Origin of the sequence: Nostoc sp. UCD121, from assembly GCF_014222285.1 — a bacterium.
GTDB lineage: Bacteria > Cyanobacteriota > Cyanobacteriia > Cyanobacteriales > Nostocaceae > Nostoc.
Map to the genome: position 1 here is coordinate 29,898 of NZ_JACKZS010000021.1, position 17,595 is coordinate 47,492.

Consider the following 17,595-nt stretch of genomic DNA (forward strand, 5'->3'; position numbering starts at 1 on the left):
AAAGAAGCTTTTGGAGAGTGGGGAATTAGGTAGTTATAAGAATTCTTTCCTCAATGCCCAATTCCCAATCCTTAATAAAATTTGAGAAAAATTGTAGATGACGTTTAAAAAATCTCAGGTAAGGGAACACTGAAGTTAACCCAAAGCCAGTTTAGGTAATGGCTAGGGGTAATGAATGTCTCCAAAGGAAATGTCACCGTGGTATTGTTTTGCAAGCGTACTAGTTTATTGATTACTTCTATCTTGTTTGGGTTGATAGCTGTGCCAGGTATGGGATGGGCACAAAAAACCCCTGACATCAAATCATCTGATTTAACGCCCGCTTACCCACCTTCTGCGCCGCCACCGCGAGTAGAATCTTTGCCCGATGAGCGCGGAGTGCAAGAAAATTCGCCAGAAACTGATTATCGGGTTGGTAACTTACTGGCAGATGTTACAGGCAATCTTTGGGTAGGTTCTTGGCGGGGATTATCGCGGATTGATCCTAAAACTGGCAAGATTATTTCTCGTGTTAGCTTACCGAATGTTGCCATTGGTGCTTTAGCCCAAGACAAAGTAGGACGCTTGTGGGTGGGAAGTTATGGCGGACTAGTTCGAGTAGACCCTCGGACGAATGAAATCACCGCACAGAATTTATTTTTGCCTTCTAAACGGGTTTTGTCACTGTTACTTGACAAACGGGGTTATTTGTGGACTGGAACTGATAGTGGTTTAGCCCTAATTAGTCCTGACCAAGGTTTGATTATGACAACAGTAAAAAATCTGCCTGGTGTCAGCGCCAACGCCCTGACTTTAGATGCTGAAGGTCAACTGTGGGTTGGTACTCTTGATGGATTGGTGCGGGTAAATACCGCTAGTGCCTCGATTATGAAGCGGATTGCCGATTTACCAGGGACGACTGTTCAAGCTTTAGCTATCAGTCCAGAAGGCTTAATTTGGGCGGGAATGCCAAATAATTTACTAGTCATTAACCCAAAAACTGGTGCAGTTTTGCGGTCTGTGACTCGCCTGCGTGGGCGTGATGTGACGGCGGTACGTTTTGCTAAAGATGGTAGTGTCTGGGTTGGAACTAGCAATGGTTTGTTACGATTAAATCCAAATACAGGCGCTGTGTTAGATGCAGAAGTTGCTGGACTTCCTTCTAGTCGGGTTCTTGCCCTTTTACCTGACATCAGCAATAAACTATGGATCGGTACTAGTGAAGGTCTGGCTTGGTTAATGCCCAAAACAGACAGTGCAAAAACCCATATTGCTTTCAGTCGCGCTGTTAAGTAGGTATTAGGGGACAGGTTACAGGGTATAGGGGACTGAATTCTTTCTAATAGTCCACATCACCTATCACTTATTCCCTATCACCTATCCCCTTATCCCCTATCCCCTAATTAAAAATGGCAATCACTACCCAGCAATTAATTCAATGGAAACAACAGGGACGTTCAATTGTCGCGTTGACCGCCTGGGATTATGCGATCGCTCAACTCATCGATGCAGCTGGTGTAGACTTAATCCTTGTGGGCGATTCTATGGCAGTAGTTCTAGGGTATGAAACAACACTGCCGATAACTTTGGATGAAATGATATACCACGCCAAATCTGTGCGCCGTGGGGTTAAACGTGCATTAGTGGTTGTAGATTTACCATTCTTGACGTATCAAGAAAGTCTCCAGCAAGCGATGCACTCAGCTGGGCGGGTACTAAAGGAAACGGGCGCTCAAGCGGTAAAATTGGAAGGTGGCTATCCTGCGATCGCAGAAACTATTGCTCGTTTGGTAGAAGCTGGAATTCCAGTAATGGGCCATGTCGGTTTGACACCGCAATCAGTACATCAACTGGGTTTGCGGCAACAAGGAAAAACCCAAGAAGCGAGTGAGAGAATTTTACAAGAAGCGATCGCTCTTGAACAAGCAGGAGTATTTTCTCTAGTTTTAGAGCATATCCCCGCAGATTTGGCAATGCAGATTACACAAAAACTGAGTATTCCGACAATTGGTATCGGTGCAGGAACTCACTGCGATGGACAAGTTTTAGTTACCTCAGATGTAATCGGACTGGCCGAGAAGCATCCACCATTCGCCAAGGTTTACACCAACTTGCGGGAGACAATTACCAAAGCTGTGCAAGATTATGCCGTGGAAGTGCGCGATCGGAAATTTCCATAGTTTGTGGCAAATTGTGTACAGTCGCAAAATAACAGAGCAAAGGTTGTGATGTTCAATTCATTGACTTGGGAATAATACTAGTGTCATCAGCTTTTATAAACCAATGCTCAATTTAATGTTTGCTTTTGGATACGCTAGCCTTGGTTATATACTTTATAATTCTGGCGACTATCAAGGAGCCATTGAAAATTATACTCAGGCAATTTTACAAAATTCAGAGGATTTGACATCATATCTAAGTCGTGGTTTAGCTCGTTCACTGACAAAGGATTATCAAAATGCAATTGAAGACTTTAATGAAACAATCCGGCTGAGTCCTCAATATGCTCAGGCTTATGCTGAACGTGGTGTTGCTAGTGCAGCAATAGGCGATAATCAAAGTGCAATTGAAGATTGTCATCGTGCAATTCAATTAGATCCGCAATATGTACGAGCCTATTTTGGGCGAGGTGCAGCTTGTTTTTACTCTGGTAACTATCAAGGTGCGCTAGAAGACTTCAGTCTGATAGCCAGCATGGAACATTCTGCTATTTCTTATTACAATTTGGGCATTCTGCAATATTCTCAGGGTATTAATAGCCAAGCCATTAAGCACTTAACCAAGGCTCTTTATGTAGATCCCAATTTAATAGCTGCTTACTATGTGCGGGGTAATGCGTGTTATGAGTTAGGAGATGAGCAAGGTGCATTTGCAGATTTTAATGAAGCAAAGCACATTGAAGCAGTGGGTGGAGGTGAAATATATTCTGAGGATGAATTTGCTTTCTACGCAAGGGCTTTGGCTTGCCATCGCTTAGGAAATCGAGAGGAAGCGATCGCTGATCTCCAAAAGTCAGCCCAAATTGCTTTAAAGCATCAAAACACAATATTTCACCAGAAAGCGATAGACTTCATGAGCGAAATTCAGTCTTAAGTAAGTTGGTATGAATAAATCATTATGGTTTGTAGTTGCGCTGTCTTCGTTAAAGCGCAGCTACAAGCTAATTCCAGATATTTGTCATTAAAAAATACAAGAAGCTACCGAATAGTTCAATATAGTTCAGATAAGCCCAAAACCTTCATGTAGAGACGCGATTTATCGCGTCTTCAAAGACCAATTATCTATACCAATAACTTTTAACCCAAGCGTATTGCCGAATAATTAGTTTACCATCTGGGATAATTTATGCAATCAGAGAGCAACACATTATAAAATTGCTGAAGTTCAAAATTGTGCTACAACATCCAGAGTGAAAACTGACAGTATATTTTATCGCCTATTTCAAGAATTCCCCAGTATCTTCTTTGAACTGATTGGCAATCCTCCTGAGACTGCAAATACCTATCAATTCTCTTCAGTTGAAATCAAACAAACTGCCTTTAGAATAGATGGTGTATTTCTTCCCACTCAAGACGAAGAAAATCCGATTTATTTTGTTGAAGTCCAATTTCAACCAGATTTAGATATTTATTTGCGCCTAGTTTCGGAAGCATTTCTCTATTTGCGGCAAAATAAATCTAAAAATTCTTGGCGAGGAGTGGTGATTTATCCCAGAAGGAGTATAGATACTGGTGAGCGACAAGATTGCCACGAATTCTTCAACAGCGATCGCATTAGTATAATTTACTTGGATGAACTAGGCGAAGCTGCATCACTACCAATAGGTATTGCTACCCTAAAATTAGTAATTGAAAATGAAGATACAACTATTACTACCGCAAGAGTTCTAATTAACCGTACTAAACAAGCGGTAAATTTGCAACTACCACAAAAAGAATTACTAGAATTAATAGAGACAATCCTGGTTTATAAATTGCCTAACATAAGTCGAGAGGAGATAGAAGCGATGTTTGGGTTAAGTGAGTTGAAGCAAACACGGGTTTATCAAGAAGCTAAACAAGAAGGTAAACAAGAAGGCAAACAAGAAGGTCGTTTTGAGGCAAAGTTAGAAGCTGTACCTAAACTGCTAGCACTAGGTTTAAGTGTAGAACAGATAGCACAGGCGTTAGATTTGGATGTTGCACAAGTCCAGCAAGCAGTACAGCAAAAGCCTCTAAATTAATAGTGTCGAGAGGAGATAGAGGCGATGTTTGGGTTAAGTGAGTTGAAGCAAACACGGGTTTATCAAGAAGGTAAACAAGAAGGTCGTTTTGACGCAAAATTAGAAGCTGTACATAAACTGCTAGCACTAGGTTTAAGTGTGGAACAGATAGCACAGGCGTTAGATTTGGATATTGCACAAGTCCAGCAAGGAGTACAGCAAAAACCTGTTAATGAATAAGTTCAGACAAGCGATGTCTGGCGACAAGCCGCTTTGCATCTACGCATCTTCTTAACTAAAAATATCAGCTAAAAACCCCATACTTGGAGGTGCAGCAATGGTACAACAAGTCACACCAGAAACCCCAATCGAAGTTATCTACCCAGAAAGTGACGGGCAACCAATGGCGGATAATACAGAACAATTTGCATGGATTGTCAAAATTAAAGAAAATTTAGAAATCTTATTTGCATCGCAAGCTGATGTATTTATCGCCGGAGATTTGTTTTGGTATCCAGTTAAAGGAAGCCCTAATATTAAACAAGCACCTGATACGCTGGTAGTCTTTGGTAGACCAAAAGGAAAGCGGGGCTCGTATTTACAGTGGGATGAAAATAATATACCCCCGCAGGTAGTATTTGAAATTCTCTCACCAGGTAATACGCTCAAAGAAATGACTAAAAAATTGCAGTTTTACCAGCGTTACGGTGTAGAAGAATATTATATTTACGATCCAGAAAAAAACGATTTAAATGGCTTGCTCCGTTCTGGGGATAGTTTTGAAGTCATTGAAGAGATGAATGGCTGGGTAAGTCCGCGTTTGGGAATCCGTTTTGAACTAACATCGGATACACTGGAAATTTTTTCCCCTTCTGGACAAAAGTTTTTGAGTCCCGTAGAAATTGACCAGTTGCGGGAACAAGAACGTCAACGTGCAGAACAGGAACGTCAAGCAAAGGAAGCGGCTTTGGAAGAATTAGAAAAAGAGCGCGATCGCTATCAAGAATTACTAGCTAAACTCAAAGAAAAGGGAATTGATACAGATAATTTGTAATTGCAGTCATCAGTTTGGCTCTTCCTTCAGTGATACTGATGGATACTTATGATATAGGAACTAAAAATTTAACTATGGAACAACAACCGATACAAGTAATTGGAGGTGGACTAGCTGGGACAGAGGCAGCATGGCAAATAGCCCAAGCTGGAGTGCCGGTAATTCTCCATGAGATGCGTCCAAAACGCTTCAGCCCTGCTCACCATACAGAACATTTGGCAGAATTAGTCTGTAGTAATTCCTTTGGGGCAATGGCAAGCGATCGCGCAGCTGGATTATTGCACGAAGAGTTACGCCAACTGGGTTCTATCGTCATCTCCAAAGCTGATGAACACGCCGTACCTGCTGGTGGGGCGTTAGCGGTAGATAGGGGACAATTTGGCCAAGACTTGACTCAAACTTTAGCCAGCCATCCTTTAATTGAATTTCGCCGGGGTGAAGTGTCTGCGATTCCTGAAGGGATTGTGGTTTTGGCGACTGGGCCTTTAACGAGTCCCGATTTAGCCGAAGATTTGCAACGCTTTACGGGGATGGAATACCTCAGCTTTTTCGATGCCGCTAGTCCGATTATTGTCGGAGAATCGATTAACCGTGACGTTGCTTTTATGGCATCACGTTATGACAAAGGTGAAGCCGCCTATCTGAACTGTCCAATGAATAAAGAGCAGTATTTGCACTTTAGAGAAGAACTTTGTAAAGCGGAACAAACAGAACTCAAAGGTTTTGAACGGGAAACGGCGAAATTTTTTGAAGCCTGTTTACCCATAGAAGAACTAGCACAGCGTGGGGAAGATACCATGCGCTACGGCCCCCTAAAGCCAGTAGGATTGTCAGATACTCGCACAGGGGAACGTCCTTATGCTGTGGTGCAGTTGCGACAAGAAGATAAAGCCGGTCAATTATGGAACATGGTAGGCTTTCAAACTAATCTGCGTTGGGGTGAGCAAAAGCGGATATTTCAACTAATTCCCAGCTTGGAAAAGGCGGAGTTTGTGCGGTTGGGAGTTATGCACCGCAACACTTTTATTAATGCCCCTCAGCTAATGCATCCAACTCTGCAATTTAAAGAACGTCCAACATTGTTAGCTGCGGGACAGTTGATTGGTACTGAAGGCTACACTGCTGCGGCTGCGGGTGGCTGTTTGGCGGGAATTAATGCAGCACGGCTAGCTTTGGGTAAAGAAGCTTTAGTTTTACCATCAACAACAATGATGGGTGCGTTATTGGAATTTATTAGTTCCGCTTCGCCGAAGCATTTCCAACCAATGCCGCCCAACTTTGGGATTTTCCCCGAATTGGGTGCGAAAATCAAAAGTAAACAAGAGCGTTACGGACGTTACCGCGATCGCTCTTTAACCGATCTAGCAAGCTGGAAAGCTAATCAAAATTAATGGGAATTGGGGAAGAATTTAATTTTTATCTTTAGCCCCTCTACTTCCCTGCATCTTTTCCCCACTACCTATTTAATAAAACTTCAAATAGGTTTATTATCCTTTAAAATCTTTTGCAAAAATTTAGGTCAGGTATATGGCTGATATTGTTGATATTGCTGTTACGGCTGAGTCTTTCAAAACACTAGTAGCGGCTGTACAAGCTGCTGGTTTAGTAGAAACATTAAAAAGTCCTGGCCCGTTCACTGTGTTTGCGCCAAATGACGATGCTTTTGCCAAGTTACCGCCGGGAACTATCCAAACTCTGTTACAGAATATTCCCCAGCTAACGCGAATTTTAAAGTATCATGTCGTTCCAGGAAAGCTGCTAAAGGCTGATTTGGCAGAACTCGGCACGGTTAATTCTGTAGAAGGTTCACCGATTAAAATTCATTCTTTAGATGGTTTTGAAGTTAAAAATGCCACAGTTTTAGCAGCAGATATCGAAGCTGATAATGGCGTGGTACACGTTATCGATACAGTGATTTTACCGGGTTAATTCAGCTAGGGTGGGTGTTTTCCACCCTATTTATCCAAAATCTTTATAATTAACTAACTATTGAGTAGTATCAAAACGCGACTCAATATTTTAATTTATGTTATGTTTGCAATGTGATTACTCACTCACCTGTTAATGTAAATTTAGTTATTTTAAAATAAATTAAGTTCTTAAAAAGCTAACATCTATCCCAATAACATTAATGCTCGATTTTAACACCTTAGTAGAGTTCTCTCGTGGTAACTGCATAAGTATTTGTGCGTTTCTCGTCCCAGCGAACTTGCTTGTCACAATTTTAACAATGTGTCTGGTAGCCTTACGTCGCCCATCACATCAAGTATGGCAATCTGCTGCAATTGCCAGCTTTTTCGCTTCTGTAATGATCCTGCACGTATATACTTGGTTCATGATTGGCGTGGTGATGGCTCCTACTTACATCTTGCTGTGGCTAGCAATCACTTGTTTGGTGACTAATTTGGCAGCAATTCTTTTTCAAAGACGCTACAGTAACAGCCCTAGTCTTTCCAATTGAAGTCTATCAGGGGACTATGGATGATATGTTCAGAAAATCATCCATAAACGCCTCTCAATTCATGCTCAAGAATGGCATATAGCCAAGAGTCTCGCCATTCTCCCTTAATCCAATGGTGTTCTCGCAAATATCCTTCTTGCTGCATTCCAATTTTTTGCATAACTCGTGCTGAAGCAATGTTTTCTGGATGACAAGTCGCAAAGATGCGATGTAAGCCTAACTCCTGAAAACCAAATGACACAACTGCTTTTACAGCTTCTGTTGCATATCCTTGCCCCCAAAATTCCTTAGTAAAACAGTATCCAATAGAGCCTGTTCTATGATCAATATCCGTAACGGATATGTGACAGACACCAATTAATTGCTGTTGGGTTTTTAAAGTTACTGCTAAGGCAAAATGTTGACGGGGTTCTTCTCCTTGTAATGAAATCTCTCTTTGCAAAAAGTTTTTGGTATCTTCTTCGCTATTAGGGCCAAAAGTCAAATAACGCACAACTTCATCATCGCTAGCGTATTGATGAACCGCTAGCCAATCTGATTCTACAAAGTCTCGTAGTTTGAGACGTTGGGTTTCTAGCGGTAGATTCATCGCGTAAATTCTGCACGTAACTGATTGACAACCCGATCTAATCCCACGGAATGGGCAGCTTTGAACAATAAACGATCGCCTGTTTGCACAAATGTCTTCAACCTAGCCACTAACTCGGCATGAGTTGCAAAGCATTCCGATGGGATACCTTCGGCACTAAGAGCCATCGCTTCGGCATCTTCTCCATCCACCAAAACCAACAAGCCGTCTAAATTCAACTTTCGTACTGTTTCTCCCACTCGCTGGTGTAACTGCTGAGATCGCTCTCCTAACTCTTTCATTGCACCCAATACAGCAATCTTTCGCTTTCCGGGTGTGTCTGCTAACAACTGCAACGATGCAATCATCGCTTCTGGTGCAGCATTATAAGTTTCATCTAAGATTATTACATCATTGGGCAAGGTAAATCGCTGCGATCGTCCCGTGGGCATATCCACCTCTACACCTGCTTTAAGGCTTGCCCAATCAATCCCCAACACCTTTGCCACCGCTAAAGCTGCCAAGAAATTAGTCGCATTGTGACGACCAGGTAGCGGTAGAGGTAGTTGGATTCCTGCAACTTCCACAGTTTCGTTATCAATTAACTGCCCTTGGATGTCCCCACCAGAGAAGCCGTAAGTTAAAACTTCTCCTTGCCAAACTTTCGCCGCAGTAGCCATCAATAAAGGATTGTCATGGTTGAGAATTGCCACACTATCAGCAGCCATTTCGACTAACAACTCACATTTTGCCTCAGCGATCGCTTCTTCGGAACCCAGTAATTCAATATGTGCCGTCCCCACGTTGGTAATTACTCCAATTGTTGGACGCGCTATTTGGGTTAGTTCGGCAATTTGTCCCCTACCCCGCATCGCCATTTCAATTACAGCGTAGTCATTTTCTGCACCAAGTTCTAGGAGAGTTTTCGGGACACCAATTTCGTTGTTGTAATTTCCATAAGTTTTGTGAACTCGTCCCTTTGTTCCTAAAACTGCGGCGATCAATTCTTTGGTTGTAGTTTTACCCACGGAACCTGTTACACCAATTACCGGAATATTAAAGCGATCGCGCCACCATCTGCCAACTTGTTGATATGCCTTTAAGGTATCTTTTACCCGTAACACCGGAAAACCGGGATTTTCGTATTCAAAATCTACAATTGCAGCTATTGCACCCTTTGCGATCGCAGTTGGCACAAATTTATGTCCATCAAATTTATCGCCTCGCAAAGCGACAAATACTTCACCCAGCTTCAGGGTACGGCTATCTGTTTGTATACCGCAGCTTACTTGTGTTAAAGCAGTTTCAGATAAGTTTATCGGACTGGCCAAAAGAACTTCAACCAGTTGGGATAGAGTGGCAGAACAACGCATAAGTAATTTACAATTTAAAGTTCAAAATTATAAAATCGAATTATGACACAATACTGTATTGAACAACAAGATTTGCTACTTCTCGAAAAATTCCCAAATTTAAGTCTATTCACAATAACACCAAAAATAATGCCAAAGAAGCTTAAGTTCTTTGGCACGCCTTTTTTAGAAGCTATTTATATAGTTTAATTAAGCAGATGCTTTATCTTCCTATCCCCGGTTTTTAATTAAGATTACTTGCATGATTTGTAGTGCTATTTCACGAGAAACGCCTAAAGCTTGATATAGATCGTTTAAAAAGCTTTTTTCTTCTTCAGCGACAACACCTTCAGCTAAGACTAAATCAGTGGCTACTGCAAAGGCTGATTCCCGCAAGTCTTGAGATAGAGAATCCTTTGCCGCATCAAATAAAGTGTTAAAACTATCCCCCTTGAGAATACCCAAAATTTGGTCAAACAGCCTATTCATCATCTCATGAGGATAACCTGTAAAAAGTTTCATCCGAGACAGCACAAAAGTGATAGAATTTGCTTGCTCAACAGAAAGATAACCGTCTGAAGCTGTTGCCGCCAAGACAATAACAGCAAAAGCTTCCGCTGAATTGAGTGCTGTTTGGGTTTGGTTTTCTGTACCCAACACAGCGTCGAATAGACTCATTTGTAGTAACTCCTTGGCTAGAGTCTCAATAGCGCTACAGTTACCTGTATGTTTGGTAGATTTACAGGTAAGACTGTAAGGCTGTGAGACTTTCATGCTTTAGTATTCCCAAGATTTATCTACGGCGAACACTTGCACCCAATGGTTTTTGGCAATAACTACAATTGCCATCTGTAAACTTAGCGTTCTCCTGCCTTTTCTATTGTTTCAATTACCGCTAAACCTATACCAGAAGCTGCTATTAACAGTACTGCTGATATCAAATAGGCATTAGTCAACATCCGTAGGGCTTCACCGAAAAAAATATAGGTGGTCATTGCTTCACCTTTGAAAATTTGTGCTGCTAGTACTTTTTATTTCTCCACACCCTGATAGGTGAATTTCGCTGAGAAACTGCTAGCAATTGCATCTTAACAAAACTTTAGCTCTTTCAGAACCCCATTCAAAATTTTTATTTCTGAAGATTTGATGAATTTGACAAAAAATTGCATTAAGTATGGGGTATGAAGAAGAAATCAGGAAGAAAAGGGCTTACAAAGGCAGGTATTTTATATTTGGTCATTTTTTAACTATTTCAACCAATGTTTAAATCCTGAAATGACCAAACTACGTTAAATAGTTGAGAATTCTCTCAATTATTTTCGACATACTAAAAAAACGGCGTTGCTGAATTCAGGTATGAAAATGATTTTGCGTGATTTCAAAACCCTTGTAGAGACGTTGCAATGCACCGTCTCTACACCAAGATTCATATATCTAATCAGCAACGCCAAAAAACTTATCCTTGAAAGGAAGAAAAGGGGGAGAGACTTGTGCCCAACTCTTCAGTTCAAGAAACCTTTGCCTGCTTGATTTTTGTGAACTTTTGTTCGGTAATGAGGGGAACAAGGAAAGTTAAAGTAGACAGGGTTCAATTGTCGCTATAACTGATTGAGAAAGAGTATCAAAATCGTAACCACCTTCTAAGCCAAACAGAATTTTACGAGTTAACCCTAGACAATAATTAGTGAATAAAGCATAGTCTTCTGGCTGTAAATTGATACTTGCTAGAGGATCTGCGGCATTGCCATCATAACCAGCACTCACAATCAGTAAATCCGCTTGAAAGTTGGCTAAAAACGGTATGACTTGTCTTTCAAATAGTGGCTGATATCCTGCAATATCACTACCAGGAGGTACTGGTAAATTTAATACATTATTATGAAAACCGCGTTCTGTGGCTCTCCCAGTACCGGGATAACATGGATATTGATGTAGAGAACAGTAGGCGATACGTGCTTCAGTTTCAATGATCGCCTGAGTACCATTACCGTGATGCACATCCCAATCGAGAATGGCGACGCGGTTAACTCCGGGTTGTTCTAGGGCAAAGAAAGCGGCGATCGCAGCATTAGAAAATAGGCAAAAGCCCATCCCAGCATCACTTTCTGCATGATGTCCTGGGGGACGTGCTAATACAAAAGCTGGATTAACCGACTTTAACACAGCCTCAACACCATCTAGCCATGCACTGACTGCCAACAATGCCACATCATAACTGCGTGGGGAAACTGGTGTATCTCCATCCAAAGGGCCGCCGCCACTAGAAGCGATCTGCCAAAGTTTTTTGATGTAGGCTGGGCTATGAGCTTTAACCAACATAGACATCAGTGATGGCTGTTCTGATACTGGTGTGGGCGATCGCCAGTCAATTTTATCTGCGAATGTAGCTGCTTTTAGGGCATTTGCGATCGCAGTTAAACGTTCTGGTTTTTCGGGATGGTATTTTCCAGTCTTGTGATCTAAAAATTCGTCGGAATAGATGACTGGCAGCATAGGACGAAAAAAGTCGGCAGCAGGACAATAAATAATTCGTAATTCGTAATTCGTAATTATGTTTTGTGACTGAATTTTACCCCCGACACAAGACAAGCTGTTTATGGGAACGGGGGTATCAACCCCTAGGAATTACGAATTATGATGAATGCTATTGTATCGTTACTGGTACAAACAGTTTTTTCTTGTACTAGATGATCGGTCGTTTACTTTCGAGGATTTCTGTTGCTTTCTGTTCAGGAAGTGGGCGGTAGAAGAAATAGCCTTGTACCTCCTCACAGTTGATAGATTTCAAGAACTCCAATTGCTCTGCTGTTTCCACCCCTTCGGCTGTCAACTTCAATCCCAAGCTGTGTCCCAAGGTAACTATGGCCTGGATAATATGAGATACTTTGGAATCCGGCTTCAAATCTCTCATAAAAGACTGATCTATTTTGAGATTGTGGAGTGGCAAAAGCTGTAGGCGCGAGAGCGAGGAATGACCCGTACCAAAGTCATCAATGGAGATGTTAACACCCATCTGCTTTAGTTCCTCTAACACCGTTCTGGTAAAACCCAAGTCCTCAATGGCTGTGGTTTCCATAATTTCTAATTCTAAAAAGTGGGCATCTAGACCCGTTTCCTCTAAAACTCTGGTTATAATCTCCACTAATTTGGGTTGGCGGAACTGCTTCAGAGAAAGATTGACAGCCATAGTTATAGGTGGCAATCCTGAATCTTGCCAGGTTTTATTTTGCATACAGGCTGTCCGTAGCACCCATTCGCCGATGGCGATAATTAATCCGCTTTCTTCGGCGAGGGGAATGAAGACACTGGGTGCTACCAATCCCATTTCTGGGTGCTGCCAACGCAACAGTGCCTCCATACCAGTAATTTCTCCCGTGCTAATATTTACACGAGGTTGATAGAACACCGTAAATTCTTCACGTTCTAGAGCATAGCGCAAACTCTTCTCTAAAGTCAGAAGTTCAGGATTCTTGGCGCTCAGAGAAACACTATAAAATTGATAGTTATTTCGTCCTTTGTCTTTGGCGTAGTATAAAGCGGCATCTGCGTGCTGAATTAGTGTTTCGGCATCAGGACTGTTGTTATCAAGCAACGCAATACCGAGGCTGGCAGTCACATAAAGTTCATGCCCTTGGAGATAAAAAGGATCTTCTAAGGTTTGTAAAATTCTGTACGCCACTTGCGTTACTTCTTCAATCTCAGTAACTCGTGGGAGTAAGATAGTAAACTCATCGCCTCCCCAACGGGCTATAGTGTCTCCCCCTCTGAGTAAATCTTGTAATCTTTGAGCGACGTTTTTTAGCAATTGGTCTCCCAAAGTATGCCCCAGAGTATCATTAATTACCTTGAAGCGATCCAGATCGAGAAAAATCACAGCTAAACTTTCGCCGTTCCGAGTGGCATTGGGCAGAGTTTTACTCAGCAGTTCGTTAAATAGTAGGCGATTGGGCAACCCTGTCAGCATGTCATGGAGGGCTTGATAGCGAATCTTTTCTTCTACTTGCTGACGCTGCCTAGCACCAATAATACTAGCGGCCATTGTCAAAAGTGTAGATTCTTCGTGCTTTGACCAATGACGCTCAAAGGTACAGTCTGCCAGGCCAAGATAGCCCCAGCACTCATTCTCCAAGCGAAGAGGCACCAAAAGCAGGGATTGAATGCCATCTCTAATCAGGAATTCTTGTTCTGCGATCGGAAATTTTTGGGTGAGTCCGCTAATTGACTGGCCGCTACAAAGAATAGTATACCAACGGGCTAATCCCGAACCTTGATAAACCTGATTCTGCCAATGGTGGTGGGTAGATTCAATTAAAGATTGCGTCCATTCAAACCGCAAACTGACTGCTCTTTCCCCTGTAGCAGGATGGGGATGGTTTTGAAAAAGATAAGCACGATCTGCTTTGGCAGCTTCGCCCAGTATAGCTAAAGCCCGCTCAATACCAGTTTCGTAATTCATTTCCCCCAGCAAATAATTAGCGGCTTCTGCAACTGCTTGGAGCAAGCGATCGCGCTGACGCAATTCGGCTGTAGCTTGTTTTTGCTCTGTAATATCCCTAATAATAAAAGTTCTAATTAAATCACTTTGAGGAAGGTAGAGAACGGATTGTTCAAAAACTTCTGTATCTACTTCCACCTCCCGCACAAAAGAATTTTTTTCTAAGTTTTTAACTGTACTCAGGAGTCCTGCTAATATTGGGTGCCGCGTCCCAACTTCCCTGAGTTTAGGGAACTTGAGAGTAGCAGCAGGATTGATATAAGTCACTATTCCCTCGAAATCCATTTCAACAATTGGATTGGGGATAAGTTCAGGGAAGGATGCTAGGCGAGCTAAGGCAGACTCACTAGCTGCTTCCAAGCTGGGATCGATAGCTAGGGTTTGAAAAGGATTGGCAGGACTGGCTTGCTCTGATAGGAAACCAGATAAGTCTTCAACATCAAAAGATTCAGAAAAGGCTTCTTCTGAAATATTGGAAATGGCATAATATTTAGCCTGAGCTTGATTACTGCCAAAGGCAATATTATCTCCATTCCTAAGATTATGAGAAATGGATTTAATACCATTTATAAATAAGCCATTAGTACTTCCTTTCCCCTTGAAGTTACCATCAATAATCTGGAAGCCATATTGGTCAGTCTCTGGAACAGTTACTCGCAACAAAATTGCGTGTTGCATTGATACTGACCGAGAAACCAAGACAATGGTGTTTGCAGGATGCCGCCCTAGAGAATAAGTAGTCTCTCGTAGGGGGACAGTTCTCCGCCCTTGCAGGTCTTTGATGACCAACAGATGGCGTATTTTTTCCCGCTCATTTCCTAGCATGGCTGTTCCTCAAATTTTCATATATTTTTATTTTTGTCTTAGTCTGAAAATACAACTCCCAAAAGTGCGGACTGGAAGTCTCACTTCTAGCAAAACTTGCTTCATAAAATTTGTCACCAATTATGATCACAAAATTGGTGTGAGTTGCAAACCAACCATTTTATTTATGATTGACCTCTTGAATAATATGGCTAATTGTTCAATCAGTTTTGCGGTAGAAGTTCTAGCTGTTCTCTAGACTCATTTGGACTTATCCAGTAGGGTATGTTATGGCCAGTAACGTACTACCTACAGATAACAGTTGCGTTATCTTGTGGCGATAACACACCCTACAACCACGATTATTGGTTGGAAAATTTTTTAACTGGAAGTCCCAGAGATAAGTTATAAGCTTTATCCCTTCGTCTATTTAGCCCAACCTTGTCTTTCTTAGGATACCCAGAATAAAATCAAACACTGAATAGAATATATAGTATATTTACGGATTTTTATTCTGAGTGGTGGAGAAACTTTGAATTATATAAATAACCGTCTGATTTTTAGTTTTTAATGGCGGTAACTCCCCGTTAATGTACTCCTAGGTCGAAGTAGCATCTCGTTAGAGAAGCCTATTGTAGATGAGGTAAGAGAATAAACTGTTTCTAACACCTAAATTTTAAAAAGGACTATACAGTAAACTAAAATACAGACCATTTTCTTGTAATGTTCTCTCATTTGATCCAACTGATATTAAAGGAACGCCCCAATCAAGACGAACAGTGAAGCGATCGCCCTGTGACCAACGCAACCCCAGACCAACAGCAGCTAAAGTATTAGGGTTGGGATTCTCTCTATCTGAACTATTCCAACCAACACCAAAATCCACAAAGGGAACAACCTGTAACGTGCTATCTATCTTGGGTAAGCGCAGAATTGGTACTTGAACTTCCGCAGAGACAAAAGTGCCATTATCCGTCAGCAGGTAATCTTGACGATAGCCGCGAATACTATCTTGCCCACCTAAGCCAAATTGCTCTATAGGCAGAAGTGTTCTAGATGCTAGTTGCGTATTTAAACGCAGCAACAATAAGGTTTCAGGAGCTAAAAGGCGTACCCACTGCGCTTGCCCTTGCCAAGCAAAAAAACGGCTATCGGGAGCGTTTTGATTAATCGTGGGACTCAAAATATCTATACCCAAACTAAATTGAGAGCGGAGAGCGATGACTTCACGGCTGTTACGACTCGTCCATTCTTGAAAAAATCGCAACGCAGATACCCTGGTGCGTCCCTGTTCATCAGCTCCAGGCGAAAGTTCAGAGCCGGGAAGGCCTTCTCTCTGTAGCAAAGACGAAATATCACTTTCGCGTCGCGAGGCTGTCAACCCAAGGGCGAATTCTTGTGTCGGAGTTTGAACTATTGGCTGGCGGAATGTCAGTTCGTAATAGCGAGAATCTGAGTGGATATCTAAAACGTCGAAAGGAGGTTCAATGACATTGCTTGATGTGATGCCATAGTTGAAAGTCAGTGTGCCATTGCGGGGATTGAGTGGTAATGTATAGTTCGCGTCAAGGGAGTTGCTACCATCGGTATTAGTGTAAGCGACACCTAGAGCGTCTCCCAATCCCAATAAGTTGGCTTCATTCAATTGTAATCGGCGGCGAAAACTGCCAACACTAGGCGATCGCCCATTATCAAGAACTATCTGGCTATTAAAGGTTTTTGCCTCACTAACGTTGACTTCCAAAAGACTCGAACCAGTCCGCGATCCGGCTGAGAGTTCAGCAGATACGTTTTGAATTAAAGGATTAAGTTGCAATAGTTGCAGTGCTTCTAGTAGACGCTGACGATTCAGAGGTTGTGATGTAGCTATTGCTAGTCGGCTGCGGACATAATTTGGATTCAACCGCCGAGTTCCAGTTACCCTAATATCTTCTAATTTACCTTCAACCACCTGAATTTTGACAACACCAGATTTGATTGTTTGGGGTGGGATGTATGCACCAGAGGTAATATAACCATTTCTGACGTATAGATCGGTAATTTTAGAACGTGCTTGATACACTTCAGTGAGCGAGATTGGTCGTTTGGTAAATTCAGCAGTGGCGAGGGCTAACTCTTCGGGACTGAAAACTGTGCTACCAATAACTTCAAACCGTTCAACAACAATAGTTTGAGGAAACTTACCAGGTAGTGGTTCATCAGGTGTGGGAGTTGGAACAGAGGGGGGAAATAGTTCAGCTGGTGGGGGAAGTGGCTGAGGCAGTTCAGGTGAGGGAACTGGTGAAGGTACAGATGGTTGTAAATCTTGTGGCGGTGGGAGTTGTTGTTGTGAAAGGATGAAAGTACTAGTTGGCAATTGTGTAGTATCAACAGCCTGAGCTTTCAATGGATTAGAAGATATGCTGCTGAGTAATACAAGCATACTCAGTGGTAAATGGGACGCTATAAGATTCTGAGGATATTTATTAATCATCGCACTGCACTATTTTTTGTCCGTAACTATGGAATTATACGGAAACTGCCTCAGATGTGAATCTTACTTCATCTTTTGCCGTTAAGGTTAATATCTTAGGCAAATTTCAATTTAAAAGCTCAAGAATTTGGTGATTGTAAACTTCAATTTGATTAGTGGTTTTTCATCAAAACTTTCTAGAGACGTAAAACTTTGCATCTCTACAACA

The 17,595-nt window shown here is 41.9% G+C and carries 16 protein-coding genes; 9 read left to right on the forward strand and 7 right to left on the reverse strand.

Features of this window, described 5'->3' with window-relative positions; translation table 11 throughout:
- The first annotated feature begins 171 nt into the window (after nucleotides 1–171).
- From GNF10_RS07160 to GNF10_RS07200, 9 genes are all read left to right on the forward strand, one after another.
- Nucleotides 172–1,275, forward strand: coding sequence for a two-component regulator propeller domain-containing protein (locus GNF10_RS07160; protein ID WP_185585004.1), 1,104 nt, complete (start codon nucleotides 172–174; stop codon nucleotides 1,273–1,275).
- Between the two features lie 113 nt (nucleotides 1,276–1,388).
- Entirely contained in the window at nucleotides 1,389–2,159 is a 771-nt protein-coding gene (gene panB, locus GNF10_RS07165) for a 3-methyl-2-oxobutanoate hydroxymethyltransferase (RefSeq protein ID WP_185585005.1), read from the forward strand.
- 103 nt (nucleotides 2,160–2,262) lie between these two features.
- Nucleotides 2,263–3,072: a tetratricopeptide repeat protein gene (locus GNF10_RS07170; RefSeq protein ID WP_185585006.1), complete on the forward strand. Its 810-nt coding sequence runs from the start codon at nucleotides 2,263–2,265 to the stop codon at nucleotides 3,070–3,072.
- Between the two features lie 316 nt (nucleotides 3,073–3,388).
- Nucleotides 3,389–4,201 carry an Rpn family recombination-promoting nuclease/putative transposase gene (locus GNF10_RS07175; protein WP_185585007.1) on the forward strand — a complete coding sequence of 271 codons (813 nt, stop codon included), beginning with the start codon at nucleotides 3,389–3,391 and terminating at the stop codon, nucleotides 4,199–4,201.
- A 24-nt stretch (nucleotides 4,202–4,225) separates the two neighbouring features.
- A complete protein-coding gene (locus tag GNF10_RS07180; protein ID WP_185585008.1) occupies nucleotides 4,226–4,420 on the forward strand; it encodes a hypothetical protein in 195 nt (64 codons plus the stop codon).
- Between the two features lie 97 nt (nucleotides 4,421–4,517).
- Nucleotides 4,518–5,234 carry a Uma2 family endonuclease gene (locus GNF10_RS07185; RefSeq protein ID WP_185585009.1) on the forward strand — a complete coding sequence of 239 codons (717 nt, stop codon included), beginning with the start codon at nucleotides 4,518–4,520 and terminating at the stop codon, nucleotides 5,232–5,234.
- Nucleotides 5,235–5,308: 74 nt separating this feature from the next.
- A complete protein-coding gene (gene trmFO, locus GNF10_RS07190) occupies nucleotides 5,309–6,625 on the forward strand; it encodes an FADH(2)-oxidizing methylenetetrahydrofolate--tRNA-(uracil(54)-C(5))-methyltransferase TrmFO (RefSeq protein ID WP_185585021.1) in 1,317 nt (438 codons plus the stop codon).
- Between the two features lie 136 nt (nucleotides 6,626–6,761).
- Nucleotides 6,762–7,163: a fasciclin domain-containing protein gene (locus tag GNF10_RS07195; RefSeq protein WP_012410532.1), complete on the forward strand. Its 402-nt coding sequence runs from the start codon at nucleotides 6,762–6,764 to the stop codon at nucleotides 7,161–7,163.
- Between the two features lie 202 nt (nucleotides 7,164–7,365).
- Nucleotides 7,366–7,695: a hypothetical protein gene (locus GNF10_RS07200; protein ID WP_185585010.1), complete on the forward strand. Its 330-nt coding sequence runs from the start codon at nucleotides 7,366–7,368 to the stop codon at nucleotides 7,693–7,695.
- A gap of 37 nt (nucleotides 7,696–7,732) precedes the next feature.
- Here the strand turns inward: GNF10_RS07200 and GNF10_RS07205 are convergent, their stop codons facing one another.
- The 7 genes from GNF10_RS07205 to GNF10_RS07235 all read right to left on the reverse strand — a co-directional run bounded on the left by GNF10_RS07205 (nucleotide 7,733) and on the right by GNF10_RS07235 (nucleotide 17,387).
- Nucleotides 7,733–8,284 carry a GNAT family N-acetyltransferase gene (locus GNF10_RS07205; protein ID WP_185585011.1) on the reverse strand — a complete coding sequence of 184 codons (552 nt, stop codon included), beginning with the start codon at nucleotides 8,282–8,284 and terminating at the stop codon, nucleotides 7,733–7,735.
- The gene (murF, locus tag GNF10_RS07210) at nucleotides 8,281–9,636 is read right to left on the reverse strand and encodes a UDP-N-acetylmuramoyl-tripeptide--D-alanyl-D-alanine ligase (RefSeq protein WP_185585012.1); all 1,356 of its coding nucleotides are present in this window, start codon (nucleotides 9,634–9,636) and stop codon (nucleotides 8,281–8,283) included. The genes GNF10_RS07205 and murF overlap by 4 nt, the downstream gene beginning before the upstream one ends.
- A gap of 210 nt (nucleotides 9,637–9,846) precedes the next feature.
- Nucleotides 9,847–10,293 carry a tellurite resistance TerB family protein gene (locus GNF10_RS07215; RefSeq protein ID WP_185585022.1) on the reverse strand — a complete coding sequence of 149 codons (447 nt, stop codon included), beginning with the start codon at nucleotides 10,291–10,293 and terminating at the stop codon, nucleotides 9,847–9,849.
- A 179-nt stretch (nucleotides 10,294–10,472) separates the two neighbouring features.
- Nucleotides 10,473–10,610, reverse strand: a complete 138-nt coding sequence (locus tag GNF10_RS07220) for a hypothetical protein (protein WP_041566338.1) — start codon at nucleotides 10,608–10,610, stop codon at nucleotides 10,473–10,475.
- 577 nt (nucleotides 10,611–11,187) lie between these two features.
- The gene (locus tag GNF10_RS07225; RefSeq protein WP_185585013.1) at nucleotides 11,188–12,108 is read right to left on the reverse strand and encodes a histone deacetylase; all 921 of its coding nucleotides are present in this window, start codon (nucleotides 12,106–12,108) and stop codon (nucleotides 11,188–11,190) included.
- Between the two features lie 190 nt (nucleotides 12,109–12,298).
- Nucleotides 12,299–14,935 (reverse strand): EAL domain-containing protein, encoded by a 2,637-nt coding sequence (locus GNF10_RS07230; RefSeq protein WP_185585014.1) that lies wholly within the window; start codon nucleotides 14,933–14,935, stop codon nucleotides 12,299–12,301.
- Between the two features lie 655 nt (nucleotides 14,936–15,590).
- Nucleotides 15,591–17,387, reverse strand: a complete 1,797-nt coding sequence (locus tag GNF10_RS07235; RefSeq protein ID WP_185585015.1) for a ShlB/FhaC/HecB family hemolysin secretion/activation protein — start codon at nucleotides 17,385–17,387, stop codon at nucleotides 15,591–15,593.
- Nucleotides 17,388–17,595 lie beyond the last annotated feature (208 nt).

Bases quoted from the DNA above. Each gene is read 5' to 3' on its own strand.
- GNF10_RS07235 (WP_185585015.1), bottom strand. From the start codon at position 17,387: ATGATTAATAAATATCCTCAGAATCTTATAGCGTCCCATTTACCACTG.
- GNF10_RS07180 (WP_185585008.1), top strand. From the start codon at position 4,226: ATGTTTGGGTTAAGTGAGTTGAAGCAAACACGGGTTTATCAAGAAGGT.
- GNF10_RS07220 (WP_041566338.1), bottom strand. From the start codon at position 10,610: ATGACCACCTATATTTTTTTCGGTGAAGCCCTACGGATGTTGACTAAT.
- GNF10_RS07185 (WP_185585009.1), top strand. From the start codon at position 4,518: ATGGTACAACAAGTCACACCAGAAACCCCAATCGAAGTTATCTACCCA.
- murF (WP_185585012.1), bottom strand. From the start codon at position 9,636: ATGCGTTGTTCTGCCACTCTATCCCAACTGGTTGAAGTTCTTTTGGCC.
- panB (WP_185585005.1), top strand. From the start codon at position 1,389: ATGGCAATCACTACCCAGCAATTAATTCAATGGAAACAACAGGGACGT.
- GNF10_RS07170 (WP_185585006.1), top strand. From the start codon at position 2,263: ATGCTCAATTTAATGTTTGCTTTTGGATACGCTAGCCTTGGTTATATA.
- GNF10_RS07160 (WP_185585004.1), top strand. From the start codon at position 172: ATGAATGTCTCCAAAGGAAATGTCACCGTGGTATTGTTTTGCAAGCGT.
- GNF10_RS07205 (WP_185585011.1), bottom strand. From the start codon at position 8,284: ATGAATCTACCGCTAGAAACCCAACGTCTCAAACTACGAGACTTTGTA.
- GNF10_RS07215 (WP_185585022.1), bottom strand. From the start codon at position 10,293: ATGAGTCTATTCGACGCTGTGTTGGGTACAGAAAACCAAACCCAAACA.
- GNF10_RS07225 (WP_185585013.1), bottom strand. From the start codon at position 12,108: ATGCTGCCAGTCATCTATTCCGACGAATTTTTAGATCACAAGACTGGA.
- GNF10_RS07195 (WP_012410532.1), top strand. From the start codon at position 6,762: ATGGCTGATATTGTTGATATTGCTGTTACGGCTGAGTCTTTCAAAACA.
- GNF10_RS07230 (WP_185585014.1), bottom strand. From the start codon at position 14,935: ATGCTAGGAAATGAGCGGGAAAAAATACGCCATCTGTTGGTCATCAAA.
- trmFO (WP_185585021.1), top strand. From the start codon at position 5,309: ATGGAACAACAACCGATACAAGTAATTGGAGGTGGACTAGCTGGGACA.
- GNF10_RS07200 (WP_185585010.1), top strand. From the start codon at position 7,366: ATGCTCGATTTTAACACCTTAGTAGAGTTCTCTCGTGGTAACTGCATA.